The following is a 26,657-nucleotide window of genomic DNA, read 5'->3' on the forward strand; positions in this document are numbered from 1 at the left end:
GCCGTCTTGACTGACGGCGCCTTCCGCATCGCCTTGCGGCCGGGGTGGTGGCTGACGCAAGGCAGCGCCGACGACGGCGTGCCGCTGCAGGAAGTGCTGGCGCTGCTGTCGGCCATCGACGCCGTGGGGCACATCGCGGGCGCGTGCCGCGCCTGCGGGTTGTCGTATCGCCACGGCTGGGGCGTGCTGCGCCGTTTCGAGGCGGTGTTCGGCACGCCGCTGCTGATCACGCGCCGCCGCCAGGGCACCGAGCTATCGCCTTTTGCCCAGCGCCTGCTGTGGGCCAACCGGCGCATCGAGGCGCGGCTCATGCCCATGCTGGACAGCCTGGCCTCCGAACTGCAGGAAGACCTGGAACGCCTGTTGCCCGAAAGCGGCCCGCATCTGCGCCTGCACGCCAGCCATGGCTTCGCGGTAGAGGCGCTGATGCAGCACATCGGCGCGGGTGGCGGCGTCGCCGCGCGGCCCGAAGGCGGTGCGGCGCCCGGGTCCGCCTTGTCTCCGGGCCTGGAACTGCGCTATCGCACCGCCACGGAAGCGCTGGCGTCGCTGGACAGCGGCGAGTGCGACCTGGCGGGCTTCCAGGTGCCGCAGGGCGATTTCGAGGCCGCCATGATGCAGCATTACGCCCAGTGGCTGCATCCCGCGGAGCACCTGCTGATCCATCTGGCCGTGCGCAACACCGGCCTGTTCGTCACGGCCGGCAATCCCAAGCACATACGCGGCATCGCCGACCTGGCGCGTCCCGATGTGCGCTTCGTCAACCGCCAGATCGGCTCCAGTACGCGGCACCTGATCGAATTGATGCTGCGCCAGCTCGATATCCCGGTCGCGCAGGTGCACGGCTATGAGAACAGCGAGTTCACGCACATGGCGGTCGCGGCCCATATCGCCAGCGGCATGGCCGATGCGGGCTTCGGCGTGGAAACGGCCGCGCACCGCTTCGGCCTGGACTTCATTCCCCTGGCGCGGGAGCGGTATTTCTTCGCCATCCGCAAGTCCGCCCTGGAGCAGCCGGCCATGCAAGCCCTGCTGGCCATCATGCGGGGGACGGACTACAAGGGCTACGTCGGCCAGCTCACTGGCTACGACGCCAGCGAAACGGGGCGCATACAAACCCTGCAGGAGGCATTTGGCTGAGCCGGCCTGCAAAGGCCCGCACCTGCGGCTATCATGACCATCATGTCGAAAGTCATCTATCTGACCGATCAGCGGGCCGCGGCGGCCGCGGGCGATGCCGCGCCGGCGGGCACCGCCGTCCTGCCGCCGGCGGGCACCGCCGTCCTGCCGCCGGCGGGCCAGCCCGCCCTGGATACGCGCGCGCGGCCGCTGCGCGACCTGCGTATTTCGGTCACCGACCGCTGCAATTTCCGGTGCACGTACTGCATGCCGCGCGATGCGTTCGACAGCAATCACGTCTTCCTGCCGCATGCCCAGTTGCTCTCCTTCGAGGAAATGGCGCGCGCGGCCGCCGTGTTCGTCCGCCTGGGCGTGCGCAAGATTCGCCTGACGGGGGGCGAACCGCTGCTGCGCAAGAATATCGAGACCCTGGTCGGGCTGCTGGCGGCCCTGCGTACGCCGGAAGGCGATCCGCTGGAACTGACGCTGACCACCAACGGCAGCCTGCTGGCGCGCAAGGCTCGCGCGCTGAAAGAGGCCGGCCTGACGCGCGTGACGGTCAGCATGGATGCCCTGGATCCCGCCATGTTCGCGCGCATGAGCGACACCGATTTTCCCGTAGCCGATGTTCTGCGCGGCATCGACGCGGCGGCCCAGGCCGGACTGGCGCCCGTCAAGGTGAACATGGTCGTGCGGCGCGGCGTCAACGACGACCAGATACTGCCCATGGCCGCGCATTTCCGCGGGTCGGGCCACATCCTGCGCTTCATCGAATACATGGACGTGGGCAGCACCAACGGCTGGAACATGGCCGAGGTCCTGCCCAGTGCCGACGTCATTGCCCGCATCGGCGAGCGATTTCCGCTCACGCCCTTGCACACCGACCCGATGGGCCGCGTCGCGCAACGCTGGGCCTATGCCGACGGCGCCGGTGAAATCGGCGTGATTTCCAGCGTCACCCAGGCGTTCTGCGAAGGCTGTACGCGCGCGCGCCTGTCGCCGGAAGGGCGCCTGTTCCTGTGCCTGTTCGCCAGCCGCGGCCACGACCTGCGCGCCTTGATACGCGGCGGCGCGGATGACGATCAACTGGCCGCGGCCGTCGCCGGCATCTGGGCGGGCCGTGGAGATAACTATTCCGAACGCCGCCTGGCGGATACGCCCGGCGCGCCCCGGGATCCGAAGGTGGAAATGAGCTATATCGGCGGCTAGGGCCCGGCCACGGGCAGGGCCACGCCCGCCGCATTCTGGAAGGAGCCGTGCATGAACGCGCAGACAGGCCAGCCGGCACTGGCACCGGCACCGGCGCCGACGCCGCAGGGACAGGACGCCTTGCACACGCCGGGTATCGCCGGCCTGATCCTGGCTGGGGGCCGTGGTTCCCGCATGGGCGAGGTGGACAAAGGCTGCATGCTGCTGCGGGGCCGCCCGATGGTGGAACATGTGGCGGCGCGCCTGGCGCCCCAAGTGGGCGCCTTGTTGATCAGCGCCAACCGCAACCACGAACGCTATGCGGAATACGGCAAGGTGGTCGCCGATGATCTCTCGCACGGCGAATGGCAAGGGCCGTTGGCCGGGGTGGCGGCGGGGCTGGTGGCGTCGCGCTGCCCATGGATCGCGACCACGCCCTGCGACGTACCCTTCCTGCCGCACGATATGGTTGCCCGCCTGCGCGAGGCGCTCCGTGCGCGCGGACCGGACGCGCGCCTGGCGGTGGCCGCCTGCGGCGGCAAGCGCCAGCCGGTATGCATGCTGCTGTCGCGTGACCTGTTGCCGGACCTGCTGCAATACCTGGCCGAGGGCGGGCGCCGGGTGGACGCCTGGCAGTCCCGCGTCAACTGCGTCGAGGTTTCTTTCGACGACCAGCCCGACGCCTTCATGAACGTGAATACGGCACGCGAGCTGGCCGACGCGGACCGCGCCGCGCCGTGAATGGTTCAACCCAACCAGTGCTTGAAGTCGTAGTAGGCGACTTTTTCACCGTCATAGACGGTGTGGCCGGCGGGGATGCGCGCCAGGCCCGTGGCCCAGGGCAGCGAGCTGAGCACCCCTGAACCCTGCCGGTCGTAGGCGTGCAGCTCGCCCACGCCGCCGTTGTCCAGCTCGCGCCGCACGCGCAGGAATTCCTCGCGGCTGTCCTGGCGCGGGACGTCGGTGCGCAGCGTCAGCATGCTGACCTGCGGGAACAGCTCGCGCCGGCCCTGCATGCGCCGCACCAGCGGCGACACCAGCACCGCGAACACCGCGAAGGCGGATACCGGGTTGCCCGGCAGGCAGACGACCGGTTTGCCGTCCACATGCGCCATGGCCACCGGCTTGCCGGGCTTCATGCGCACGCGCCACAGGTCCAGCGGCGCGCCCAGGCTTTCCAGCACCGGCTTGACCAGGTCCTTGTCGCCCACGGACACGCCGCCGATGCTCAGGATCAGGTCGCAATCGCGTGCCAGCGTCTGGAAGGCCGATTTCAGCGCCGCTTCGTTGTCCTGCGCGTGCAGGACGTGCGTGGCACGCGCGCCCATGCCCTCCACCAGCGCCGCCATCATCGGCCCGTTGGAGTTGTAGATCTGATGCGTGTCGCGCGGTTCGCCCGGGGCCACGAGCTCGTCGCCCGTGGTCAGGATGCCGACGCGGACCGCGGGATGCACCGTCACCCGCGCGATGCCTTGCGAGGCCAGCAGGGCGACCTGCGCGGGGCCGATGCGCGTACCGGCGGCCAGCAGGGGGCTGCCGGCGCGGGTGTCCTCGCCGCGCCGGCGCACATGCTGGCCTTCCCGCGGGGCGCGCGTGATGTCGAGCTTTCCGTCGGCTTCGCGGGTGTCTTCCTGCATGACCACGGTGTCGGCGCCCGCCGGCATCAGGCTGCCGGTGAACAGGCGCGCGGCGTGGCCCGCCCGCAGCGGCTGCGGCGCATGGCCCGCGTAGACGATCTGGTCGATAGGGAGAGCGGCGCCTTCGCGATAGTCCGCGTGGCGCAGCGCGTAGCCGTCCATGGCGCTGTTGTCCGCCGGGGGCAGGTCCAGCGTCGCGGTCAGGTCGTGCGCCAGCACCAGGCCCACGGCGTCGCGCAGCGCGGCTTCCATCGTGGCCTCGGGCCGAGGTGCGCCATTGGCCAGGCGTGTCTGGGCGTCGTCGAATTCCAGCATGTCAGCGGCCGTTCCTTTCCTTGCCTTCCAGTGCCTTTTTCTGCAGGTGACTGGCGAAGTTGCAGGGCTTGTGGCGGCTGTCCAGCTGTTCGCGCAGGATGTGGTTCCACGCGGTTTCGCAGGCGGCGGTGGACCCGGGCAGGCAGAAGATCACCGTATCGTTGGCATAGCCGGCCAAGGCGCGCGACTGGACGGTCGAGCTGCCGATCTCCTGGTACGACACGTGGCGGAACAGTTCGCCGAAACCGGTGATCTCCTTGTCCAGCAGGACCGCCACGGCTTCCGGCGTGGAGTCGCGATGCGAAAAACCCGTGCCGCCGGTGATCAGGACGACCTGCACCGCGGGATCGGCGATCCATTCGCTGACGACGCGGCGGATTTCATAGACGTTGTCCTTCACCAGGTCGCGCCGCACGCAGTCATGGCCATCGCGCGCCAGGGTCTCGGCCAGCCAGTTGCCGGAGGTGTCGTTGCCCGCGGTGCGCGTGTCGCTGACGGTCAGGACGGCGCAAGCCAGGCATGCTTTTTTGTCGTCTTTTTGCTCGCTCATGTGCTTTCCTTCGATGAACCGCTGCCGGCGTCCCACGCGTGGGTCCGATCATGATCCGATTGGCGTTGTTCGACCCAGAAGCTGCGCCCGCTTGCCAGCGTTTCACGCTTCCAGAAGGGCGCACGCGTCTTCAGCGCGTCGATGATGTATTCGCAGGCGCGGAAGGCGTCGCCGCGGTGCGCGCTGGCGGTGCCCACGAACACGATCTGGGCATTGCGCGATAGCGCGCCCACGCGGTGGGCGATGACGAAATCGATGACGCGCCAGCGCTGCATGGCCTGGGCGCCGACGTCTTCCAGCTCGCGTTCGCACATGCCTGGATAGTGCTCCAGGAACAGGGTTTCGGTGGCCTCGTCCGCCGAGAAGTCGCGGACGTAGCCCGTGAAGGTGACGATGGCGCCGGCCGCGGCACCGGCGCGCTCGCGCAGGGCGGCCTGCAGGGCCGCCGCATCGAAATCGGCTTCCTGTACGACGACCATGGCGATCAGCCTCCGGTGACGGGCTCGAAGACGGCGACCTCGTCGCCGGCCCGTATGGTGACGGTGGACTTGGCGTGCGTCTGGTTCACGGCAAGCTTGAGCCGCGCGGCCGGCGCCAGCTGGGGATAGCGCTGTTCCAGGCTGTCGAGCAGCGCAAGGCCGGTGATGCCCTCGTCGGGCAGGGGCCAGGCTTCCGCCCGGCGGCCCGTCAATTCGGCGACGCGCGCGAAATACAGGAGTTGGATGGCCGGATTCATGCCGGGATTCACAGTCGAACCGCTCACCGCGCACCTCTGGGCCCTCGGCCCGAAATCGTCCGCTTACTCTGCCCTGCCGCGCCGGCACGCCGGCGGAAACGGATGCGGTGCCGGCCGGGGACGTACCGGTTCTCAGGACTCACGCATTCTACTCCGTCGGCCGGGGCCGTTCAGGTGTCGGCCCGCCATTCGCCGCTTTTGCCGCCGGACTTGTATTCCAGGCGGACCTGCTCGATGACGATGCCCTTGTCCGCGGCCTTGCACATGTCATAGACCGTCAGCGCGGCGACGCTGCAGGCGGTCATGGCTTCCATCTCGACGCCGGTGCGGAAATCCGTGTGGCAGGTGGCGCGGATATCGATGCTGTGCGCGGCGTCGTCCAGCGCGAAGTCCACGCCCACGAAGGACAGCGGCAGGCTGTGGCACAGGGGGATCAGCTCCGCGCAGCGCTTGGCGGCCAGCATGCCGGCCACGCGGGCGGTGTTCAGGACCTCGCCCTTGCCTTGGCCGGGCTGCGTCAGCAGGCCGTAGGCGGTGGCGTTCATGCGGACGCGCGCAGCCGCGATGGCCACGCGCGCGGTGACGGCCTTGCCGCCGACGTCGACCATGCGAACCTGGCCGGATTCATCGAGATGGCTCAGGGCCGGAGGAGTTGTGGACATGCTGATGCATCCGCCGTCGGCGGTCCGTTCAATTTGAAACGAATTTACGCGCGGAGCGTAATTGTTTGATCTTGCACTCGAACGCCCTGAAACCGGCGGGCGCATGCTGCCTATGATAATGGACGCCCTCCGGCCCGGGGGCGATAATGCCGCAACTTGGACAGGAGATGATGGATGCCCTCGTATTTGCCCCGAATTCGGTTCACGCGGCGGTTTTTGCGGATCACAGGGGCGATAGTCGGGTTTATCCTCTTGCTGCTGGCGCTGGCCGCCTGGCAGGTACCGGAAATCACCCGCCGCGCGCTGACGCGCGACGTCGCCGCCATGCTGGGACGCGACGTCCAGGTCGGCAAGATCACCTTCAATCCCTTTTCGCTGACCTTGCGCGTCCATGATTTGGCGGTGGCGCAGCCGGGCGGGGCGCGGCCGCTGCTGACGGTCGCCGAAGCCGACGCCAGCGCTTCATGGAAGTCGCTCTTCTGGTTTGCCCCGGTCGTCGACGCGCTGGTGCTGCGCGAACCGCGCCTGGCCCTGGTGCGCGATGCGCAGGCGCATTTCAATTTCTCGGACGTCCAGCAAAAGCTCGCGCAGTTGGACGCCGGCAAACCCGAGCCGCCGCCGCAGGAAAAGGACAAACCCCTGCCGCGGTTCTCGCTGAACAACATGCGGCTGGAGAACGGCTCGATCACGCTGGACGACAAGGTGACGGGCCGGACGCAGGTGATCGATGAGATCGCCCTGGGCGTACCGTTCATTTCCGACTTCGGCTATGCGACGGATATCGATGTCGTGCCGAAATTCCATGCCCGGATCAATGGCAGTCCCTTCGATCTGAACGGCACGGCCCGGCCGTTCGACGTGACGCCCACGTCGACCCTGGACGTGGTGTTCAGCGGCCTGGAACTGGAAAAATGGGCGGACGCCTGGGGGGTGCCGCTGCCGGTGAAGCTGAATCGCGCCCTGTTGGATTCCGACTTGCATATCGCCTTCGAACAGCCCAGGGACGCGGCGCCCAAGCTGCGCATCACGGGCGGCCTGAGCCTGCGCGAACTGGATCTGCGGGAAGCCTCGGATGAAAGCCTGGCGGCCTGGCAGGCGCTGAACGTGCGCGGCGTGGACGCGCTGCCGCTGGAGCGGCAGCTGCGGATCGGCGAAGTGGAACTGGTCGAACCGAACATCCAGACTCGCCGCTACGCGGACCAGCGGATCAATTGGCTGGACGCGATCGACAAGCTGCAGCGTCTGGGCGCGGGCGCCAGGACGGAAGGACCGACGCCGGTGTCCACCGTGAAGACCGCATCCGCGCCGCCCGTGGCAGCGCCTGCGTCGGGGACGCCGGCGTTGCCTGGGTCGGCGTCGTCCGTACCGCCAGCATCGGCGTCGCCTGGGTCGCCAGCATCGCCGTCGTCCGCGCCGCCTGCGTCGGCGCCGCCCGCATCGCCTGCATCGCCGCCGTCTGCACCGCCTGCGTCGGCGCCGCCCGCACCGCCGGCATCGGTGCCGCCTGCGCCGCCCGAATCAGCGTCGTCCGCACCTGCGGCATCGGGAGCGCCCGCGTCGCCCGGGGCGGCGCCGGCCGCCGCGCCCGTATCGCCAACGTCCGCGACGGCGGCGGCCGCCGAGCCCGATCCTTGGCGCGTCAATGTCGGCAAGGTCTCCATCGTCAACGGCAAGCTGCGCCTGCGTGACGCCCCCAACCAGCTGGACTATGCGCTCGACAAGCTGTCGGTTTCCGTGACCAATGTGCAGCTGCCCCAGCCGAAGGACCAGCCCATCGCCATCGAGCTGGGCGCCCAGAACCCCGACGGCGCGGCGCTGCATGCCACCGGCGGCGTCATCCTGCAACCCCTGGCCGTGAACCTGGATGCCAGGGCGGAGCGCCTGCCGCTCGCGCCCTTCGCCAGCGCGGTGCGCCGCGCCGCGCCGATTACCTTGCTGGGCGGAACCGTGGGTGCCGCCGCCAAGGTCGACATCAAGGACCATAACGGTACCTACGCCATCCAGGCCTCGGACATCAAGCTGGACCTGGCCGGCGTGTCGGCGCGTGACGAAAGCCTGAATCCGCCCGTGACCGTGGGCGTGAAGACGCTGGCGCTGGGCGTCGACAGGTTCGTGCTGGGCTCCGGCTCGTCGAAATTCGACTTGCGCGCCGCCGGCATACTGGGCGAAGGCAAGCTGTCGTCGCAGGGCAGCCTGACATTGCAGCCCTTGGCCGTGAAGGCGAGCGTGGATCTCTCCGACCTGAACGTGGCGACGCTGGCACCGTATGCGGCGTCCCGCCTGAACGCCACCGTCCGGTCGATCCGGCTGGGCGCGAAAGGCGACGTCGACTTCACCGGCGCACAGGGCAGGGCGCCGATGAAGGTGACGTGGAAGGGCGGCGTGGATGTCAACGACCTGAACCTGCAGGACCGCGTGAATCGCGCGGACTTCCTGGCCTGGAAGCTCCTCAGCCTGCGCAACATGGCGATCTCGCTGGCCGGCGGCAAGCCCACCATCGACCTGGGCGACGTGACGCTGGACAATTTCTACGGCAACGTGCTGTTGAATTCCCAGGGCAGGCTCAATGTGCTGGATCTGGTGGCCGAGCCCGGCCGGGCGGGCGGGTCCATCACGCAGGACACCGAGACGCGGGAATCCGCGCCCGCGCGGCCGCCGGCATCGTCGTCCGGTGCGCCGTCGTCCAAGAGCGCCGCGCCGGCGCGCGATGGCGAAATGCCGGACATCGCGGTGCGCAGCGTCACGTTGAAGAACGGCCGGGCAACGTTCAACGACCGCTTCGTGCGGCCGAACTACACGGCGGAACTGTCGGCCATCGAGGGGTCGGTGTCCGCGGTATCGTCCACCGACCCCAAGCCCGCCAAGGTCAGCGTGAATGGACGGGTCTACCGGACCGCGCCGCTGGCGATCAGCGGTATCGTGCAGCCCTTCGCCAAATTCCTGACACTGGACATCAAGGCATCGGCGCGAGGCGTGGACCTGCCCCGGTTCACGACGTATTCGTCGAAATACGTGGGCTACCCCATCGAGCGCGGCAAGCTGTCGATGGATGTGGAATACCGCATCAAGGACCGCCAGCTGCAGGCCAGCAATCGCGTGCGGCTGGACCAATTGACCTTCGGCCCCAAGAGCAACAGTCCGCAGGCGACGACCCTGCCCGTCATGCTGGCCGTCGCATTGCTGAAAGATCGCTCCGGCAATATCGATATCAACCTGCCGATCTCCGGGTCGCTGGACGATCCCAACTTTTCGGTGGGGGGCATCATCCTGCGGGTCATCGGCAACCTGATCGTCAAGGCGGTCACCTCGCCGTTCAGCCTGCTGGCCTCGGCCTTCGGCGGTGGCGACGAGCTGTCGTACATCACCTTTGCGCCAGGCAGCACGGCCCTCACCGACGACGGCAAGGAAAAGCTGAAGAAGCTGGCCGCCGCGCTGGCCGACCGTCCATCGCTGAAGATGGACATCGCCGGCCGCGCGGATCCGGTTTCCGACGAGGCCGGACTGCGCCAGGCCTGGGTGGACACCCGCATTCGCATCGCGCGCTCGCGCGCGACGGGCAAGAGCGGCCGCCTGGATGGCGATGCGCCGCTGTCCGACGCGGAGCGAGCCAAATACCTGGAAGCGGCGTACGACAACACCCAGATCGACAACAAGCCGCGCAATTTCATCGGCATGGCAAAGTCCCTTCCGCCGGACCAGATGGAAGCGTTGCTGAAGCAGGCCGCGCCCGCGGGCGAGGAACAGCTGCGCAAGCTGGCCGACGCACGGGCCCAGGCCGCCTACGAGCAGCTGCAGCAGGATGGCGCGCCGATGGACCGGGTATTCATGGTGGCGCCGACGCTGTCGGCCGAGGGCATCAAGGATGATGGGCCGCCGAACCGCGTGGAGTTTTCATTGAAGCGCTAGGGCTTCGAGCCGTTGAGTCGTTGAGTTGTTGAGTCGTTGCGCATTGAACCATTGGTGCAGTGCATTGGTGCGTTGCTGCATTAAGGTATCGAAGCGCCAAGGCATGGATCACCGCCCGCCGGACGTTGCCGGCATACGCACAAGAACGGAGTTCACCAGCATGGATGACAAGCACTTGGATAGTCTACTGCCGCCGTTGCGCTTGAACCGCCGCGGCTTCATCACTGCCGCCGCCGCATCGGGCTTCTGCGCGGCGGCCGGGCCCGTGATGGCGCAGACGGCCATCAAGACGGACGCCAAGGGACTGACCGCGGGTTGGGTGGAAGTCCCCGCGGCCGGCGGCAATATGCGCGCCTATCGCGCGCAGCCGCAAAAGGAAACGCGGTTGCCGACGGTGCTGGTGGTTCCGGAAATCTTCGGCCTGCACGAATACATCCAGGATGTCTGCCGGCGCCTGGCCCACCGCGGTTATCTGGCCATCGCACCGGACCTGTTCGCGCGCCAGGGCGATCCCACGAAGTACACCGAGATCGCCAAGCTGCAGGCCGATATCATCAGCAAGATGCCCGACGCCCAGGTCATCGGCGACCTCGACGCCACCGCCAAATGGGCGGCCGGAAATAACGGCGACGCCGGCAAGCTGGGCATCATCGGTTTCTGCTGGGGCGGGCGCTTCGTGTGGCTGTATTCCGCGCACGATCCGAAACTGAAAGCCGGCGCGGCTTTCTATGGCCCCTTGCGCGGCAAGCGCGACGAGACGCTGCGGCCGAAATTCCCCGTCGACATCGCCGGCGACATGCACGCGCCCGTGCGCGGGGCGTATGGCGCCGAGGACACCGGCATCACGCAGGACGACGTTGCCGCCATGCGAGAGGCGCTATCGAAAGGATCGGCCGCCGCCAAGGCTTCCGTCATCGACGTCTACCCGGGCGCCGGCCATGCCTTCCACGCCGACTATCGCCCCAGCTATCGCAAGGCGCAGGCCGAGCAGGCCTGGGAACGGATGCTGGAATGGTTTTCGCAGCATAATCTGGCATCGTCCCCGCAGGGATAAACTGCGCGCGCCCCGGCCCACGGGCGGGCGATGGACGTGGCGCCGCGTCCCGCCGTTGCCGGTACGCGCGCATGAGCGGCCTTTTTCACTGTTTCACTGGAGATATCAATGACCATCAAAGTCGGCGACCGGGTACCGGACGCCACCCTGACCGAATTCATCGAAACCGAGACCCAAGGCTGCGCGCTGGGCCCCAACAATTTCCAGGTCGCCGACCTGGTGAAGGGCAAGAAGATCGTGGTGTTCGCCGTGCCGGGCGCTTTCACGCCGACCTGCTCGAACAAGCACCTGCCGGGTTTCGTCCAGAACGCCGATGCCTTCAAGGGCAAGGGCGTGGACGAGATCTGGTGCGTGTCCGTCAACGACGCCTTCGTGATGGGCGCCTGGGGCCGCGATCAGAAATCCGGCGGCAAGGTGCGGATGCTGGCCGACGGCTCGGCAACCTGGACCAAGGCCCTGGGCCTGGAGCTGGACCTGAACGCCCGTGGCATGGGCGTGCGCTCGCAGCGCTACGCCATGGTGCTGGACGACGGCGTGGTCAAGGCGCTCAATATCGAAGCCCCCGGCAAATTCGAGGTCAGCGACGCGGCCACGATGCTGGCGCAATGCTGACGCGCACCACCGCTTGCTGAGTACCGCCAACGCGAGAGCCGCCCCATGCGGCTCTCGCCGCTAAGGGCTTTATGTTCGCCACGATTTCCTCTTTTTCCTCCCTGTACGCGGCAGCGCTGCTGATGCTGTGCGGCACGGGGCTGTTCAATACCTTCATGGGGCTGCGGCTGACCGCGCAGTCCGTCAGCCCCTTCTGGGTGGGCACCCTGATCGCCGGCTACTATCTGGGGCTGGTGTGCGGCGCGCGCCTGGGCCACCGGCTGCTTATCCGGGTCGGGCATATCCGCGCCTTCGTGGCGTGCGCGGCGATCGCCGCCGTCATGGTGCTGGCGCAGGCTTCCATCGAAGTGCTGCCGCTGTGGCTGGTGTTTCGCCTGATCGCCGGCATCGCCATGGTGACCCAGTTCATGGTCCTGGAAAGCTGGCTGAACGAGCAGACGGAAAACCGCCTGCGCGGTCGGGTGTTTTCCGTCTACATGCTGATGTCCGGGCTGGGCACGGTGCTGGGCCAATTGTCGCTTACGCTGTTTCCCACGCTGGACCTGCGGCCCCTGACGCTGGTCGCGGTGTTCCAGATCCTGTGCCTGGTCCCCATCGCGCTGACCGCGCGGTCGCATCCGGCCACGCCGGTGCCCGCGCCGCTGGACCTGAAGTTTTTCGCCGCGCGGGTGCCGCTGTCGCTGACGGTGTTGTTCGTGGCCGGCCTGCTGTCCGGCGGCTTCTACGGCCTGGCGCCGGTGTATGCGGCGCGGCATGGGTTTTCCACCGCGCAGGTCGCGGTGTACGTCGCGGCCACGGTGACCGCCGGGCTGCTGTCGCAGTTTCCCATGGGCTGGGTGTCCGACCGTGTCAACCGCGCGGGCTTGATACGCTTCAACGCGACACTGCTGACGGTGCTGCCCGCCTTGATGTGGGGATGGCTGTCCCTGCCGTTTCCGCTGATGCTGGTGTTGTCCTGCATGTTCGGGGTGCTGCAGTTCACGCTGTACCCGCTGGGCGCGGCGTTCGCCAACGACCATGTCGAGCCGGAGCGGCGCGTGGGGCTCAGTGCCATTCTGCTGATGGCCTATGGCATCGGGGCCTGCGTCGGGCCCTTGATCGCGGGCGGCTTGATGTCGGTGGCCGGGCCGAATATGTACTACGTGTTCATCTCGGGCTGCGCCTTGGCCCTGGTGCTGACGGTGCGGCCGATCCGGGTCACCCACGAACATCAGGTGGACGCGGCGCCCATGCATTTCCAGGCCATGCCCGACGCGCTGCAAAGTTCGCCGGCAGCGGCGGCCACCCTCGATCCGCGCGTGGATCCGGACGTCGACCAGGAATTGGTCATGGTGGAGCCCCAGGCCGACGTCGTCGCGCCGCCCCGTGCCGCGGTGGCGGAGGCGGACGATGCGCTGGCCAAGGAAGCGGCGGCGGAGGACGAGACGCGCGTGTAGCGGGCCGGACATCCGGAAGGCACCGTGGGCGACATGGCGCCTTGCCATGTCCCGTGATTATTCAAGTTTCTGGAAAAATGATTTCCTGATCCTCGGGTTTATCCCTAGGTCTTGGCGGCGCAGAATGCGTTTCATCGGGAACAGCAACGGACATCGCGGAACCCTCCCCCCTCTCCGCGGTGTCCGTCCCGAACCACTAACCAGGACCAAGGAGTACTGCCATGAAAGCCAAGACCATCGTTTCCGCCCTGATTCTTTCCTTCGCCGCCATCGGCGCCGCGCAAGCCGCCAACAGCGAACCGGACAACGTGCCGTTCCAGGGCGTGTACGGCCAAGCCGCAAATAGCGTGAGCCGCGCGCAAGTCGTCGCGGAACTGCAGCAAGCGCGCGTCGCGGGCCTGAAGGGCAACAGCGAATTGAACAACGCGCCCTTTACCGCGCAAGCCGATAGCAGCGTGACGCGTGCTCAAGTGGTCGCCGACATCGATCGCGGCAATACCACGACCAGCATCGCGTTCGGCGACCTGGACAACCAGCCGTTCCAAGGTGCGTAAGCACCCGCGGGATTCGACGCCCGCCTTGCGCAATCGCGGCGATCGCCGCGTGGATAATCGGCCCCGCTTTTCGCGGGGCCGATTTTTTTGTGCTGGGCATCCTCGGTGTTCGACGCGGGCGGACGTGTTTGACGTCCGTGGCGTTTTGTATTGCGGCAGCCGCCGCTATTTGAACGTGTGCGAGATGGTGGCGCCTTTTCCCGCCGTGATGGTCAGGTTCTGATGGACGTCCGGGCCGGCGTTGTTGCGGATGGTGATGTCGTAGGTTCCGGGCGCCAGCGTCAGGCTGCTCAGGGGCGGGCTGACGCCGCGAGATTTGCCGTCGACCAGTACCTCGCCCCAGGGCCGGATGGCGATGGATACCGGGACGGGCGTTTTGCTGGCCACGGCGGTGCGCGGCTTGGCCGTGGCGTCGGCGGGCGCGGCGGCCGCGCTGGGTTTTGCGTCGGGTGATGTAGCCGGTTTTGCCGCCGCCGGGGCAGCGGGTTTTGCCTCGGATGTCATCGAAGCGGCGCTCGCGACCGACATACTGCCGTTGCCGTTGGCGTTAGCGTTGCCGTTGGCGTTGGCGTTGGCGTTGGCGTTGGCGTTGCCGTTGGCCGCGCCGACGCCGCCGAGGGCGCTATTGCCGCCATGGTCCGAACCGGGCGTGACGGGGCTCGATGTGCTCTCTGCGGTGCTGATGGCCGACGCGGCGGACGTGGTCCTTGCCGACATGGATGGCGCACCGTTGGCGGGCTGTGCGGTGGATGACGCCGGCGCCGACGCCAGCGCGCCGGGCGCCGGCTTATCCAAAGCGGGGCGATTCAAGGCCGGATCGTTCGGGATCGTGCTGTCCGGAGCGGCTTTGACCGGAGCCGAGGCCATCGACGTCGTGGTGTTCGACGGTGAAGCGCTCGACGCCGATGGATTGGACACCGATACGCCGGACGCATTCGCCGCCGCCGCCGGCGCCGCATTCGACGTGCGGGCGACGGACTTGATCCTCGGTGGTGGCGGCGGACGCAGCCACACATAAAGCGCCACGGCGACCAGGGCGCACACGGCCAGGACCAAGAGCCGCGGGGCGCGTTGCTTTGGGCGGCGCTTGTGTCGCATGGGCTCTCGCGGCGCGGCCGCCTGCCGCGGTCGGCCCGTGGGACGGCGCGGCTGGCGATCTTGCCGTGCATGGACGGAGGCGACCGCTGCTTCGTATTGGGCGGCCGCGGGGTCGCGTGCCGGTGCCTCCGGCGCTCCCGCCTGTGTTCCAGCCACCTGTCCTTCCCGGTACAGCGCGACGTGGGCCGGCGGGCGGGACGGTGTTCCTTCGGCATCAGGGAGGGGCTCCAGTCCGTCCGCGTCTTCCAGCGCGCTTGGGCGGTCCGCGGGACTCGTGGCCGCTGGCGGCGGCTGGATCGGTGCCTGGTCCGCCGGCGCCATCGCGGCCGCCGCACGGTTCATCCCCGCCCCTGTCGCCGGGTCCATGGTGTCCGCCGACGGCCGTTTCATCGTCGCCACGCCCCCCGGCGCCATGGCTGCCGCCGTCGCCGCCTTCATCGCCGTCGGATCCGCGTCCTTCATCGCCGTCAGATCCGCCGGCTGTATCGCGGCCGCCGTCCCGGACTCCGTCCTTCCCTCGGCCACGGCTTCCGTTTCCGTCGGCACCAGGTCCAGCCGCAGGGCGTGCGCGAACTCGTCCAGGGTGCGGGGACGCGCATAGGCGTCCATGGCCAGGCCGCGGTCCAGCACCGCGCAGAATGCCTGTTCATCGCGTCCGCGCCGCTGGGCCAGGGGCACATAATCGTCCCGCACGCAGCGCGCCAGCGCGGATGGCGGGGCAAGGCCGGTCAGCAGGGCGCAGGCGGTGGCGGACAACGCATAGATGTCCGTCCAGGGCCCGCACGGCATGTCCGGGTCGTCCGTGTACTGTTCGAACGCGGCATAACCGTCGCGGCGCGTTGCGTCCTGGGCGTTGGCGGCGGGCGCCAGGGGCGGCGTCAGCAGATAGGCCCGGCCGGATGGATCCAGTCCTATCGTCGGCGGGGCGATATCGCCGTGGACGCGTCCCGCCCGATGCAGCGCCTGCAGCGGGAACGCAAGATCGGCCAGGACGCGGCGGATGCGCTCCGGCGCCATGCCACCGGCGGCGGCGTAGCGCTCCAGGGTTTCGTGGCCGCCGCCCCGCGATGCGGAATCGCGATCCAGCGTTTCGTGACCGCCGCGCTGCGATGCGGAAAGTGGGGGCATGTTCGGCTCCTGAGCTTGCGTCGTCATGGCCGCCACGCGGGCAGCGAGGAAAACAACCGGGAAAACAATGTTGCGTTGAGCGCGCCGCCGTGTACATAGGTCTGAAGCGGGGCCCCGTCAGCCTGGTTGGTCCACCAATAGCTGGTATGAGAACTGGGGTTGAAGCAGAACGGCAGGTCCGGCCAGGCCGCCAGCGAACGTGCCGCCAGCGGCGTGGCGGGCTGGTTCGTGCCGGCGTTCAGGATATCCATGATGTCGTTGCCGCCCGATAACGGCGCCTCCGGTCCGATCCGGGGCAGGCTGACATACAGCAGCGACCGGTCGAACAGTTCGGGCGTGCAGCCATGCCGCACCGCCGCCAGCATGTTCATGCCGATCTCGCGGTAATAGTCCCCGGCGCCGTCCAGCAGGCTGCTGTGGTATTCGTCGGCCCGCATGGGCAGGGCCACGCACAGCGGGTAGCCTCGGCCCACGCGATCGCGGCTGGGCGCCAGGCAGCCCAGCTGCGCCACGCCGGCGCCCAGGCCGGCCGGAATGGCGAAGTTCCAGATCGGCGCGCCCGCGAAGCCGCGCGCCGTCTGGGCATCGCTGGCCTGCTTCAGGCCCGCCACGCCGTGCTGCAGCCAGCGGTCCCACCACGCGATCAGCTCGCGCGGCAGCCGCCGGTGCACGAAATCGCCCGATGCCGGAATTTTCCCGTACCAGCCCAGGCGTCCGTTCAATCCGTTGGGGTTTGCGCCTTCCATGGTTTCCATCTGCCTGCCGTCGATTCGCCTGGCCATGCCTTGTCCGTCCACATCCGCCCAGGTCAGGTCCGGCCGGGGCAGGCGTAGCCCTGCATCTCGGCCAGGTGGAACGGGCTCTTCACGCTGCTGGCGGTGATTTCCAGCACGACCTTGCGGCCATTGAAATCGAAGGTCGCCACGGTGGTCTCCGGCGACTTGCCGCGCGCGAGCGCGGCCTTGTCCAGCATGCGGTTCAGCGCCCACGGGCCGGACGTGGTCATGCCGGCGGTCCCGACCTGCGGCGTGAGTTCGATGCTGACCTGGTTGGAGCCGCGCGGGCCGGGCCATTGCACCGTCGTCGCCACCTGCGGCCCGTGGACGTAGCGGATGGTCTGGCCGTCCACGTCCATCAGGAACTGCGTGATGCCGGCGTCCATCTCCAGCGGCCGGATGGAGACCCGGTAGGAGGGCATGGGGTTGCCCGCCGTGAAATACACATCGCGGATGACGCCGGCCTTCTGGAAGGCGTCCAGATAGCCGGAGGAAATGCCGGCCTTGCCGTCGATGCCCGGCTTGAAGCGCCACCGCGCGCCCGATACGTCGATCTGGTTGACCAGGTTCTTCTGGAAGAAATCGTCCATCATGCCGTTGGGCGCGAACAGGCGCGCCATGTCGTTGGGTGCCACGTCGCGGTTGGATTGCGGGGCGAAGGGGTAGCGCCCGGCGATGGACTGGCGGCAGAACAGCCCGATGGTGGCCGACACGGTTTCCCCCATGCGTTCGCGGGCCACGCCGGACACCTGGCCCGATGCGCTGACCGACAGCGTGGTCAGCAGATCGCGAACGGGCTCCGGCATGCGGCCCGCCTCGGCCTGCAGCTTGGTGACCACGTCCGAGCCCGGTGCCGGGCTGGCGCTGCGCAGGGCAGCATCGGCGGCGGTCAGGTAGGTATACAACTCGTTGATCAGCCCGGTGGTGGCGGCGATGGGCGGCGGGCTGCCGGCTGCCGCGCTCTGCGTCAGGCGCCGATAGGGTTCGAAATGCTTGTCGACGATCAGTTCCAGCTTGTCGTCGCTGGCATCCGCACGGGTGGCAGCGCCTGGGCCGGTGGGGCCAAACATCTGTTCCAGCGCATCGCGGGTGCTGCTGACGCGATCACGCGCCTGGTCCATCAGCGAGCGCTGGTCCGCGTTGGAATCGCGCAGCAGCGTGGTTTCGCGGGCCACGCCGCGCACCAGCTGGGCCAGCGGCGAATCCGGCGCGGACAGGGTGCGCGCCATCTGGATGTTCTGCAGCAGCGACGTGCTGGGGACCAGTTGCAGGTCGTTCAGGTAGCCGTCCCAGCGCGCCACGTAGTCGTTCAGGTACAGCCGCTTGATGTCCACGATCAACTGCCGCCGCGAGGCATCGTCCAGCAGGCCCGGCGGCGGGATGTCCAGCACCCAGGCGTCGTCGCTGCGCAGCACCTCGGCGACGCGGTCCACCCGCTTGTTGAAGACGTCCCAGTAGCCGCGATAGCTGTACAGCGCGGGGATGCCGTCGGTCAGCGGCTTGCCGCTCTTGCGCACGAAGATGGACGTGGCCGACGGCCCGCCCAGCGTCACCGCGGTATTGTCCGGCGCGTCCTCGTCATTGGCCAGCATGCGCCGCAGGCGGCTGTAGGCGCGTTGCGCCAGGGTGTAGCGCGCCAGCCGTTCCCGCGCCGCGCGCACCAGCGTGTCGTCGCGCGGGAAGGGCGAGGACAGCACCCGGTCCCGCACCAGGTTGCGCAGGTGCAGCGATAACTGGTCGTACGCGCGGCGCGTATAGCCTTCCGGCAGTGTCTTCTGCATGTCCGACAGCAGCCAGGCGTGCATGAAGTCGGCGTCGTAATGGTTGGCCTCGTAAAGCATCAGGTAGGCGCGCAGCGCTTCGTAGGAGAACTCCAGGTCGTTGGCGGGCGCGTTGCGCAACGCCGTTTCGACGCGGCGCGCCACCTGCGGCAACAGCGTCTGTTCCAGCGTGCCGCGATAGACGCCCAGCGCCGCCGATTCCATCTTGCGGCCCTGGTACAGGCCGAAGGTGTAATCCAGCGGCGGGTCGTTCAGCTCGAAATTGGCGTCGCGCGGCAGATACCACAGGCTGTCCAGGTAAGGCATCAGTCCCAGCACGTCGCCGGCCTGCGTGATCTTCAGTTCGCGGCCCAGCTTGTCCACCGTGGGCACGCGGCGCGCCACCTCGTCCAGATAGGTGGCATTGTTCCGGTAGCTGACGATCCACCCCGCCGTCAGGGCCAGGAACAGCGCCGTGATCACCCCATAGCCGGCCCAGTGCAGCTGCCGGTAGCGCCGTTCCCAGCGCAGGTTGCGGCCGGCCAGGCCGGATTCGCGGAAGATCACGTCCTGCAGCAGGTTCTTCAGGAAATAGCTGCGGCCTTCGCCGTCCGCCGGCGCCTCGGCGGCCGTCGCGGCCCCCGTATCGATGCGCAGGTAGCGTTTCAGGTGGCCGGTGACCTGGTCGAAGGTCTCGCCCCCCTGCGTGCCGCTGGTGAAGTACACGCCGCGCGGCAGCAGCCGGGCCTCGTACTTGGACGTGGCGAACACGTCGCTCAGGAAGTGCCCCAGCACCGCCTGCAGGCCGGCGAACTGCTGCGGCAGCATATAGGCCAGCGCGCGGCGAGCGGGATCGGTCTCCGCCGCCAGGACCTCCGGCAGGGCGTCGTCCAGCCGGCGTTGCAACAGGCGGTATTCGGCGTGGAAGGATTCGTACAGGTCGAAGCCGGCTTCCTGCGTGCGCGCGTAGGGCAGGGTAAAGCCCCACACCTGCGCCAGGTCGTCGCGGCTGAAGGACGCGAAGTATTCCTCGAAGCCCGACAGCAGGTCTGTCTTGGTGACCAGCACGTAGACCGGAAACTGGATGCCAAGCTGTTCGCGCAGCTCCTGCAGCCGACGTCGCAGCACGGCGGCGTGCTGGACCCGTTCGGAATCGGAGGCGCCCAGCAGGTCTTCCACGCTGATGGTAAGCATGGCGCCGTTGATGGGCTGGCGGCCGCGGTACTTGGCGAGCAGGCCCAGGAAGCCTTTCCATTCGTCTTCGTCGCCGGTGGGATCGCTTTCGTGGGTGGTGTAGCGGCCCGCCGTATCGAGCAGCACCGCGTCGTCGGTGAACCACCAGTCGCAGTTGCGCGTGCCGCCCACGCCGCGCAGCGCCACCTTGCCGAAGCGGTCGGCCAGCGGGAAGTTCAGGCCCGAATTGACCAGGGCGGTGGTCTTGCCCGCGCCCGGCGCGCCGATGATGACGTACCAGGGCAGCTGGTACAGATACTGCTTGGAATACCGGTGCAGGCTGAACCGGCCGCTTTCCTGGAAGCGTGCCTTGCGCAGCAGTTCGACGGCCTCGTCGAAGCGTTCTTCCAGCTGCCGCATCTGGTCGTTGTCCGCCTCCTTCACCACCGGCTTTTCGCGCGCGGGCCTGCGGAGCTGGCCCAGCAGCTGGGCGTTCAGGCGGCCTTCGCGCCATTTGCGCCACAGCAGCCGCAGCAGCCAGATGCCGAACAGCGCCGCGATGACGACGATGCGCACCGTCTCGCTTTCCAGCGGACGGGTCGTGCCGATCGCCAGCAGCGGGCCGATGATCCAGACCAGGATGGATACGGCGACGACGCCCAGGAAATTCCACAGGCCGCGGCTGAACAGGAAGCCGAAGAATCGATAGAACAGCGAGGCGATCATGGTTGCGCACCCTCTAGGGTGGTTTCGCGCGGGACGGGCGGGATCATCAGCGTGATTTCGACGCGGCGGTTCAGGGCGCGGCCCGCAGGCGTGTCGTTGGGCGCCATGGCGTCGGCATCGCCGCGGCCCTCGGCGCGCACGCGGCCCGGCTGGCCCAGGCGCTGTTCCAGGATGGACTTGACCGTGTCGGCGCGGGCCTGCGACAGGTGCCAGTTGGACGGATAGCGCGCGCTGCGCATGGGTTGGTTGTCGGTGTAGCCGCGCACCAGGATGATGCCGTGCGTCTCGCGTAGGGCGTCGGCCACGCGCGACAGCACCGTCATGTACGCGCCGCGCACTTCCGCCGCGCCCGACTCGAAGGCGCCGTCGCCGCGCAGCACGACCACGCTGCGGTCGACCTGGTCCTGCACGGTGACCAGGCCGTCGCGGATTTCCGGCGCCAGGAATACGGCCAGCCGCGGCGACGGCGCGGGGCGTGGGGTGGGCGGCGCGGCGATCTGCACGGTGGGCGCCTTCAGCCCGTTCACGGCGGCGAACACCTGGTCGGACTGCCCGCCCAGCCGCCAGCCCAGCAGCAGGTACAGCAGCAGCGCCAGCACCGCCGCCAGCGCGCCATAGGCCCACAAGGGCACGGGCAGGCGGCGCAGCTGGGCCTGCGCCGGCGCGTCGCGCCAGTGCGGCGACAGTTCGCGCGCATACTCGCCGCGCGCCGAGCGCAGAATGCGCAGCAGGCGCTGGCGCAGGGTTTCCAGCTGCGAGCGGCCGTTGTCCACCACGCGGTAGCGGCCTTCGAAGCCCAGCAGCAGGCAGTAGTACAGGAGCTCCAGCAGGTCCAGGTGCTGGCTGGGATTCTGCGACAGCCGGCTCAGCAGCTGGAAGAACTTCTCCCCGCCCCAGGTTTCGTTATGGAAGGTGACCAGCAGGCTGTGGGCCGACCACACGCCGCTGCCGCCCCAGGGCGTCAGCGCGGCCGCTTCGTCCAGCGCGGTGCACAGGCAGTAGCGCGCGCCCAGGATGGTTTCGTTCGGGATGCCGGCCTGCTGCGCCCGCAGTTCGAACTGCCGCACTTCATCCAGCAGGTGTTCGCGCAGCATGGCCGGCGAAGGATGCGTGGCGGTCGCACGGATCTGCGGGATCAGGTCCAGCAGGGGATTGGCGGCGGCCACCAGCGGGTTGGACCCGCTGATCACGTATTCGTGCGGCCGCAGCCGGCTGGACGCCGTGGCGCCGTCGTCGTCGATGCCGCCCAGCGGGCCGGGCAGGGCACTGTCCGATGCATGCATTGCGTTTCTCTCCCAGTGGCCCTAGTCGCGCAAGGCCCAGAATTCCATCGCCAAGCCGGGGAAATCGCCGGCCAGGTGCAGTGCCAGCGCGCCCGTCCGCTCCAGCTGCTTCCAGAAGTCGCCGTTCTTGTCCAGCTCGAAGTACACGTGGCCGGCGCTGTACGGAATCTGGCGCGGCGCCACGGGCAGGGCGCGCACGGTCACGCCCGGCAGCTGCAGATGGACCAGGTCGCGGATCTTTTCCACGGGGCCGATCTTGACCTGTGACGGAAAGCGCGTGCGCACCGTATCCGACGGCATGTCGGCGCGCACGGCGAGCACGAAGCCGGCGCTGCGCAGCAGGTTCAGGTCGGGCACCTGGGCCACGCTGACGCCCTGCCCGCGATCGTGCAGCGGGATGCGCAGCGCGCGCTGCTCCAGCACGGCCGACAGCGAACGGCGCAGTTCCTCCATCAGCGGCAGGAAGGTGGCTTCCAGGTCATCGTGCGCGTACTCGGGCAAGACCTCGGGCCGGCGCGTGGGCGAGGTGTAGGTCGCCAGGTCGCAGGCCAGCATCAGCCAGTCATGGAACAGGCGTTCGGGATGCAGGCCTTCCACTTGCCGGGCATGCCACAGCGCGCCCAGGTAGCGGTTGACCGTCTCCAGCAGCATGAAGTCCGAGGCTTCCGCCACGCCGCCGCGCCCGGGCTCCGACACGCGCTGCGCCAGGGCTTCGCTGCGCGCGTCCAGCAGGCCGTAAAGTTCCTGCACATAGCCGCGCAGCACCGGATGGGCCCCGCAGGCCAGCCACGGGGCGATATAGCGCTCGTCCAGCACGACGCGGTTGTCGGCGCGGCGTTCGACCACGCGCGCCACGCCCAGCCCCAGCCATTCGTCCGTCATCTCGCTTTCCAGCATCAGCCGCAGCCGCAGCCGGCCCACCTGCAACAGCGCCGGCTCCAGCCCCAGGCCGCCGCTGTCCTCGACTTCGGTCTCCGCCACCAGGTAGCGGGCCAGGGTAGCCTGCGCGTCTTCGTAGGCGACGTCGCCGGCGCCGGCGCGCACGCGCGGCAGCGCCAGCATCACGCGCGCGTCGCTGGCGCCGGCCGGCACGTCCAGCGCCGGGGGCGCTTCGTCGGCCTGCCAGAATTCGAAGGGCGTGCCGTCCGGCAGCACGCCGCGCGCTTCGGTCAGCGCGATCTTGCCCAGCGCCAGCGCGTCGCGGTCCAGGGCAAGATGCGTATAGCCCCAGAAGAAGGCCTGCCCCGCGGACGCGCGATGCTGTATGGCATGTTCGAGATAGCGCTCGAATTGCTGGAAATGCTGGGGACGCAGGAACATCCCCTCGGACCAGATGACTTTGTTCCGCTGTGCCATGACGTAGGGTTCGGGTTATCGCTCAGAAAGGCCACCAGGATCGATCGCGTTCGGTCTCGGACAGGCCCTTGGTGCCGACCGCGATCTGGATCTTTTCTTCGTTGGGAGAGAACTGCCAGACCTTGTAGATATTGGTGTTCTGCGCCTCGGGCAGCGGGATCACCAGGCGCCACTGGCTATGCTCCAGGTCGCGGTAGCCGGCCACGATGCCCACCACGCGCGCCTCGGGGTTGCCGGGGCGCTCCACCGTCTGCGTTTCGCCCGGCTTGACGATGACCTGGTCGCTATTGAGCAAATCCTTGCCCAGCGCGGCCTGCGGGTCGGCCTGCAGCGAGAAGTAATCGCGCGACTGGAAGGTGCCCGGCGATTTCAATTCGTAGACGGTGACCTGTATGGGCGACGGGCGCTGGTTCGTGTCCGGATTGACCTGCGGGTCCGCGCTCAGGACGATGGCATAGGGGACGGGTACTTGCCGCGCGGTCGACGAACATCCGGCCAGCGCCACCGTGCCGGCCAGGCAGGCAGCGGCCATTGCGCGTGCGAACAGCCTGCCTGGCTTCATAACGCGCCCCCTTGCACGATTTCCCGTGCGTGCTTGAACACGGGGCCCCACATGGGATGCCCGGCTTCGTTGGAGGGCAGCTGGAAGGAAGGCTCGATGCGCAGGATGCGCACGAAACCGTCCTCGCACAGCTGCGTGTATTGCGTCAGGCAATAGCTGTAGGCCTGCAGCTTCAGCGCTTCGACGCGCGTATCGTCCGGCGCCTTGGTCAGCGTCTCGGACGTCGCCACGGTGCGGATCACGCCGCCATAGTCTGCGGCCATGTATTGCTGGCGAACTTCGTCCAGGGCCTGTCGCGCGGCGGGGTCGGGGGTCGCGCAGCCGCCCATTGCCGCCGTCACCATGAAGAACGGGATCAGGAGCTTCTTCATCATGCGTACTCGTAGCGGAATTCGCCGTCCACGGCATCCAGTGTGATGGCGGTGATGCCGCGGTCCTGCGTCGATGCGGCCAGCAGGGCCTGGCTGATGTGGGGCAGCACGCTGTGGGTCAGGATGGCGTCGACCATGCGCGCGCCGGATTCCACTTCGGTGCAGCGCTCAGCCACCAGGGCGGTGGCGCGCGGCGACGCCGTCAGCGTGATGCCGTGGTTGTCCATCAGGCGCTGGCGGATGCGGCCGAACTGCAGGTCCACGACGCCCGCCAGCATGGCGTCGCTCAGGGGCAGGTAGGGCACCACCACCAGGCGTCCCAGCAGCGCCGCGGGGAACACGCGCAGCAGCGGTTCGCGCAGGGCCGATGCCAGGCCTTCCGCGTCCGGGGCAAGCTGCGGATCCTGGCACAGCCGGGCGATCAGGTCCGCGCCCACATTGGACGTCAGCAGGATGATGGTGTTGCGGAAATCGATGTGGCGCCCTTCGCCGTCTTCCATCCAGCCCTTGTCGAAAACCTGGAAGAAGATTTCGTGCACGTCCGCATGGGCTTTTTCGATCTCGTCCAGCAGCACCACGCTGTACGGCCGCCGCCGCACGGCTTCGGTGAGGACACCGCCTTCGCCGTAGCCGACGTAGCCGGGCGGCGCGCCCTTCAGGGTGGACACGGTATGCGGTTCCTGGAACTCGCTCATGTTGATCGAGATCAGGTTCTGCTCGCCGCCGTACAGCGCCTCGGCCAGCGCCAGCGCCGTTTCGGTCTTGCCCACGCCGCTCGGCCCGCACAGCAGGAAGACGCCCACCGGCTTGTTAGGATCGGTCAGGCGGGCTCGCGAGGTCTGCACGCGCCGCGCCACGGTGTCCAGCGCATGGCGCTGGCCGATGACGCGGCGTTCCAGCGTGCTGGCCAGGTCCAGCACGGATTGCGCTTCATCGCGCACCATGCGGCCCACGGGGATGCCGGTCCAGTCGGCCACCACGGCGGCCACGGCCGCGGCAGTGACCGACGGATGCACCATGGGCGCGTCGCCCTGCACCCGCGCCAGGTTCTTCTGCGCGCGGCCCAGTTGCTCGCGCAGGTCGGACGCCCGGGCCGCGGGCAGGTCGGCATCGTCCAGACTGGCGCGTAGCTCGAGCACGCCGGCCCCCAGCGTGCGCTCCTCTTCCCAGCGCGCCGCCAACGCGGCTTCGGCCTCGCGCGCGTCGGCCAGCAGGCGGTCCAGTTCCTGCACGCGCGCATCGCCGCCGATGCCCAGCCTCGCTTCGCGGCCGGCGATATCGCGCTCGATTTCCAGTACCTGGATGCGGCGGCGCGCGTCCTCCAGCGCCGGCGGCACCGCATGCTGGCTGACCGCGACGCGCGCGCAGGCGGTGTCCAGCAGCGCCACGGCCTTGTCCGGCAGCTGCCGCGCGGGGATATAGCGATGCGACAGCTTGACCGCGGCGTCGATGGCTTCATCAAGCAACAGCACCTTGTGATGCCGCTGCAGCGTGTCGGCCAGGCCGCGCAGCATGTCCAGGGCGCGCGATTCGTCAGGTTCATGCACCTGCACGACCTGGAAGCGGCGCGTCAGCGCGGGATCCTTCTCGATGTACTTCTTGTATTCCGACCAGGTGGTGGCGCCGATGGTGCGCAGCTGGCCGCGCGCCAGCACGGGCTTGAGCAGGTTGGCCGCATCGCCCGTACCGGCCGCGCCGCCGGCGCCGACCAGCGTGTGGATTTCATCGATGAACAGCACGATGGGTTTCTCGCTGGCCTGCACGTCGTCGATGATGGCGCGCAAGCGCTGTTCGAATTCGCCCTTCACGCCGGCGCCGGCCTGCAGCAGCCCCAGGTCCAGCAGGTACAGCGACACGTGGCGCAGCGCGGGCGGCACATCGCCCGCCGCCAGGCGCAGGGCCAGGCCTTCGACCACGGCGGTTTTGCCCACGCCCGCTTCGCCGGCCAGCAGCGGGTTGTTCTGGCGCCGCCGCATCAGGATGTCGACGATCTGGCGGATTTCCTCGTCGCGGCCGGAGACTGGATCGATGTCGCCGGCGGCCGCGCGCGCGGTCAGGTCGACCGCGTAGCGCGCCAGCGCCTGGCCGCGTCCGCCTGGCGCTGCCGCGCCGGCCGCCGCGCCTGTGCCGCCGGTCGCGGGTGCGGCGTGGTCGGCCGTGTCCTCCGGCGACCCCGCGACGATCGCTTCAAGCTGCTCCAGCAGCACGTCCGGCACGATGCGCGAGAACTGCGCCGACATGCCGAGCAGCACGTTGCGCAGCGCATAGGTCTTGACCAGCGCGAGCACCAGGTGGCCGCTGCGTATGCGCGTGCGGCCGTAGCGCAGGGACGCCAGTATCCACGCGCGTTCGACGGCATGGTCGATATGTTCGGACAGGTCGGATACCGAACCCGCGCCGCGCGGCAGCTGTTCCAGCGCGCCGGCCAGGTCGGCCTGCAGGCGTTCGGCATCCAGTTCGAAACGCCGCGCGATGCGGTGCAGGTCGCTGTCCTGCCCTTGCAGGAGCTGGTGTATCCAGTGGACCAGCTCCACATAGGGATTGCCGCGCAGCTTGCAGAACACGGTCGCGCTTTCCAGGCCCTGGTAGAGCAGGGGGGCCAGTTTGCCGAAGAGATCGATACGGCCGATGTCGGACATGTATGCCTTTGGGTCA

At 68.5% G+C, this 26,657-nt stretch carries 21 protein-coding genes; 8 read left to right on the plus strand and 13 right to left on the minus strand.

The window, feature by feature from the left end; translation table 11 throughout:
- The first annotated feature begins 6 nt into the window (after positions 1 to 6).
- From AKI39_RS03845 to mobA, 3 genes are read left to right on the plus strand one after another with little or no spacing between them, the layout of a single operon-like run.
- Positions 7 to 1,140 (plus strand): substrate-binding domain-containing protein, encoded by a 1,134-nt coding sequence (locus tag AKI39_RS03845; protein WP_066632532.1) that lies wholly within the window; start codon positions 7 to 9, stop codon positions 1,138 to 1,140.
- Between the two features lie 42 nt (positions 1,141 to 1,182).
- Entirely contained in the window at positions 1,183 to 2,328 is a 1,146-nt protein-coding gene (moaA, locus tag AKI39_RS03850) for a GTP 3',8-cyclase MoaA (protein WP_066642130.1), read from the plus strand.
- A gap of 51 nt (positions 2,329 to 2,379) precedes the next feature.
- Complete coding sequence (mobA, locus tag AKI39_RS03855) at positions 2,380 to 3,048, plus strand: molybdenum cofactor guanylyltransferase MobA (protein WP_083228609.1); 669 nt, start codon at positions 2,380 to 2,382, stop codon at positions 3,046 to 3,048.
- A 5-nt stretch (positions 3,049 to 3,053) separates the two neighbouring features.
- Here the strand turns inward: mobA and AKI39_RS03860 are convergent, their stop codons facing one another.
- The 5 genes from AKI39_RS03860 to moaC all read right to left on the minus strand — a co-directional run bounded on the left by AKI39_RS03860 (position 3,054) and on the right by moaC (position 6,207).
- Positions 3,054 to 4,259 (minus strand): molybdopterin molybdotransferase MoeA, encoded by a 1,206-nt coding sequence (locus tag AKI39_RS03860; protein WP_066632534.1) that lies wholly within the window; start codon positions 4,257 to 4,259, stop codon positions 3,054 to 3,056.
- A 1-nt stretch (position 4,260) separates the two neighbouring features.
- A complete protein-coding gene (gene moaB, locus AKI39_RS03865) occupies positions 4,261 to 4,809 on the minus strand; it encodes a molybdenum cofactor biosynthesis protein B (protein ID WP_066632537.1) in 549 nt (182 codons plus the stop codon).
- Complete coding sequence (locus tag AKI39_RS03870; RefSeq protein ID WP_066632540.1) at positions 4,806 to 5,288, minus strand: molybdenum cofactor biosynthesis protein MoaE; 483 nt, start codon at positions 5,286 to 5,288, stop codon at positions 4,806 to 4,808. Before AKI39_RS03870 ends, moaB begins: the two co-directional genes overlap by 4 nt.
- Positions 5,289 to 5,293: 5 nt before the next feature.
- A complete protein-coding gene (locus AKI39_RS03875; protein WP_066632542.1) occupies positions 5,294 to 5,545 on the minus strand; it encodes a MoaD/ThiS family protein in 252 nt (83 codons plus the stop codon).
- A 170-nt stretch (positions 5,546 to 5,715) separates the two neighbouring features.
- A complete protein-coding gene (moaC, locus tag AKI39_RS03880; RefSeq protein WP_066632543.1) occupies positions 5,716 to 6,207 on the minus strand; it encodes a cyclic pyranopterin monophosphate synthase MoaC in 492 nt (163 codons plus the stop codon).
- A 174-nt stretch (positions 6,208 to 6,381) separates the two neighbouring features.
- Between moaC and AKI39_RS03885 the strand changes: the two genes are divergently transcribed.
- The 5 genes from AKI39_RS03885 to AKI39_RS03905 all read left to right on the plus strand — a co-directional run bounded on the left by AKI39_RS03885 (position 6,382) and on the right by AKI39_RS03905 (position 13,769).
- On the plus strand, positions 6,382 to 10,113 hold the full coding sequence (locus AKI39_RS03885; RefSeq protein WP_066632546.1) for a DUF748 domain-containing protein: 3,732 nt from the start codon (positions 6,382 to 6,384) through the stop codon (positions 10,111 to 10,113).
- Positions 10,114 to 10,273: 160 nt separating this feature from the next.
- Complete coding sequence (locus tag AKI39_RS03890; protein WP_066632549.1) at positions 10,274 to 11,167, plus strand: dienelactone hydrolase family protein; 894 nt, start codon at positions 10,274 to 10,276, stop codon at positions 11,165 to 11,167.
- 108 nt (positions 11,168 to 11,275) lie between these two features.
- Positions 11,276 to 11,779 (plus strand): peroxiredoxin, encoded by a 504-nt coding sequence (locus AKI39_RS03895; protein WP_066632552.1) that lies wholly within the window; start codon positions 11,276 to 11,278, stop codon positions 11,777 to 11,779.
- Positions 11,780 to 11,850: 71 nt separating this feature from the next.
- The gene (locus AKI39_RS03900; RefSeq protein ID WP_066632555.1) at positions 11,851 to 13,215 is read left to right on the plus strand and encodes an MFS transporter; all 1,365 of its coding nucleotides are present in this window, start codon (positions 11,851 to 11,853) and stop codon (positions 13,213 to 13,215) included.
- 221 nt (positions 13,216 to 13,436) lie between these two features.
- A complete protein-coding gene (locus tag AKI39_RS03905; protein ID WP_066632558.1) occupies positions 13,437 to 13,769 on the plus strand; it encodes a DUF4148 domain-containing protein in 333 nt (110 codons plus the stop codon).
- Positions 13,770 to 13,934: 165 nt separating this feature from the next.
- On the opposite strand, the gene AKI39_RS25870 is transcribed toward AKI39_RS03905, so the two are convergent.
- From AKI39_RS25870 to tssH, 8 genes are read right to left on the minus strand one after another with little or no spacing between them, the layout of a single operon-like run.
- The gene (locus AKI39_RS25870; protein ID WP_066632561.1) at positions 13,935 to 15,995 is read right to left on the minus strand and encodes a hypothetical protein; all 2,061 of its coding nucleotides are present in this window, start codon (positions 15,993 to 15,995) and stop codon (positions 13,935 to 13,937) included.
- Between the two features lie 23 nt (positions 15,996 to 16,018).
- Positions 16,019 to 16,750, minus strand: coding sequence for a type VI secretion system-associated protein TagF (gene tagF / locus AKI39_RS03915; RefSeq protein ID WP_066632563.1), 732 nt, complete (start codon positions 16,748 to 16,750; stop codon positions 16,019 to 16,021).
- Positions 16,751 to 16,803: 53 nt separating this feature from the next.
- Positions 16,804 to 20,418 carry a type VI secretion system membrane subunit TssM gene (tssM, locus tag AKI39_RS03920; RefSeq protein WP_145925396.1) on the minus strand — a complete coding sequence of 1,205 codons (3,615 nt, stop codon included), beginning with the start codon at positions 20,416 to 20,418 and terminating at the stop codon, positions 16,804 to 16,806.
- An 8-nt stretch (positions 20,419 to 20,426) separates the two neighbouring features.
- Positions 20,427 to 21,713 carry a DotU family type VI secretion system protein gene (locus AKI39_RS03925; RefSeq protein ID WP_066632575.1) on the minus strand — a complete coding sequence of 429 codons (1,287 nt, stop codon included), beginning with the start codon at positions 21,711 to 21,713 and terminating at the stop codon, positions 20,427 to 20,429.
- Between the two features lie 21 nt (positions 21,714 to 21,734).
- Positions 21,735 to 23,069, minus strand: a complete 1,335-nt coding sequence (gene tssK, locus AKI39_RS03930) for a type VI secretion system baseplate subunit TssK (RefSeq protein WP_066632577.1) — start codon at positions 23,067 to 23,069, stop codon at positions 21,735 to 21,737.
- A gap of 22 nt (positions 23,070 to 23,091) precedes the next feature.
- Positions 23,092 to 23,631 carry a type VI secretion system lipoprotein TssJ gene (tssJ, locus tag AKI39_RS03935; protein ID WP_066632579.1) on the minus strand — a complete coding sequence of 180 codons (540 nt, stop codon included), beginning with the start codon at positions 23,629 to 23,631 and terminating at the stop codon, positions 23,092 to 23,094.
- Positions 23,628 to 24,005, minus strand: a complete 378-nt coding sequence (locus tag AKI39_RS03940; RefSeq protein WP_066632585.1) for a TssQ family T6SS-associated lipoprotein — start codon at positions 24,003 to 24,005, stop codon at positions 23,628 to 23,630. The genes tssJ and AKI39_RS03940 overlap by 4 nt, the downstream gene beginning before the upstream one ends.
- Positions 24,002 to 26,641: a type VI secretion system ATPase TssH gene (tssH, locus tag AKI39_RS03945; RefSeq protein WP_066632589.1), complete on the minus strand. Its 2,640-nt coding sequence runs from the start codon at positions 26,639 to 26,641 to the stop codon at positions 24,002 to 24,004. The genes AKI39_RS03940 and tssH overlap by 4 nt, the downstream gene beginning before the upstream one ends.
- Positions 26,642 to 26,657 lie beyond the last annotated feature (16 nt).

This window comes from Bordetella sp. H567 (assembly GCF_001704295.1).
Lineage (GTDB): Bacteria > Pseudomonadota > Gammaproteobacteria > Burkholderiales > Burkholderiaceae_B > Bordetella_C.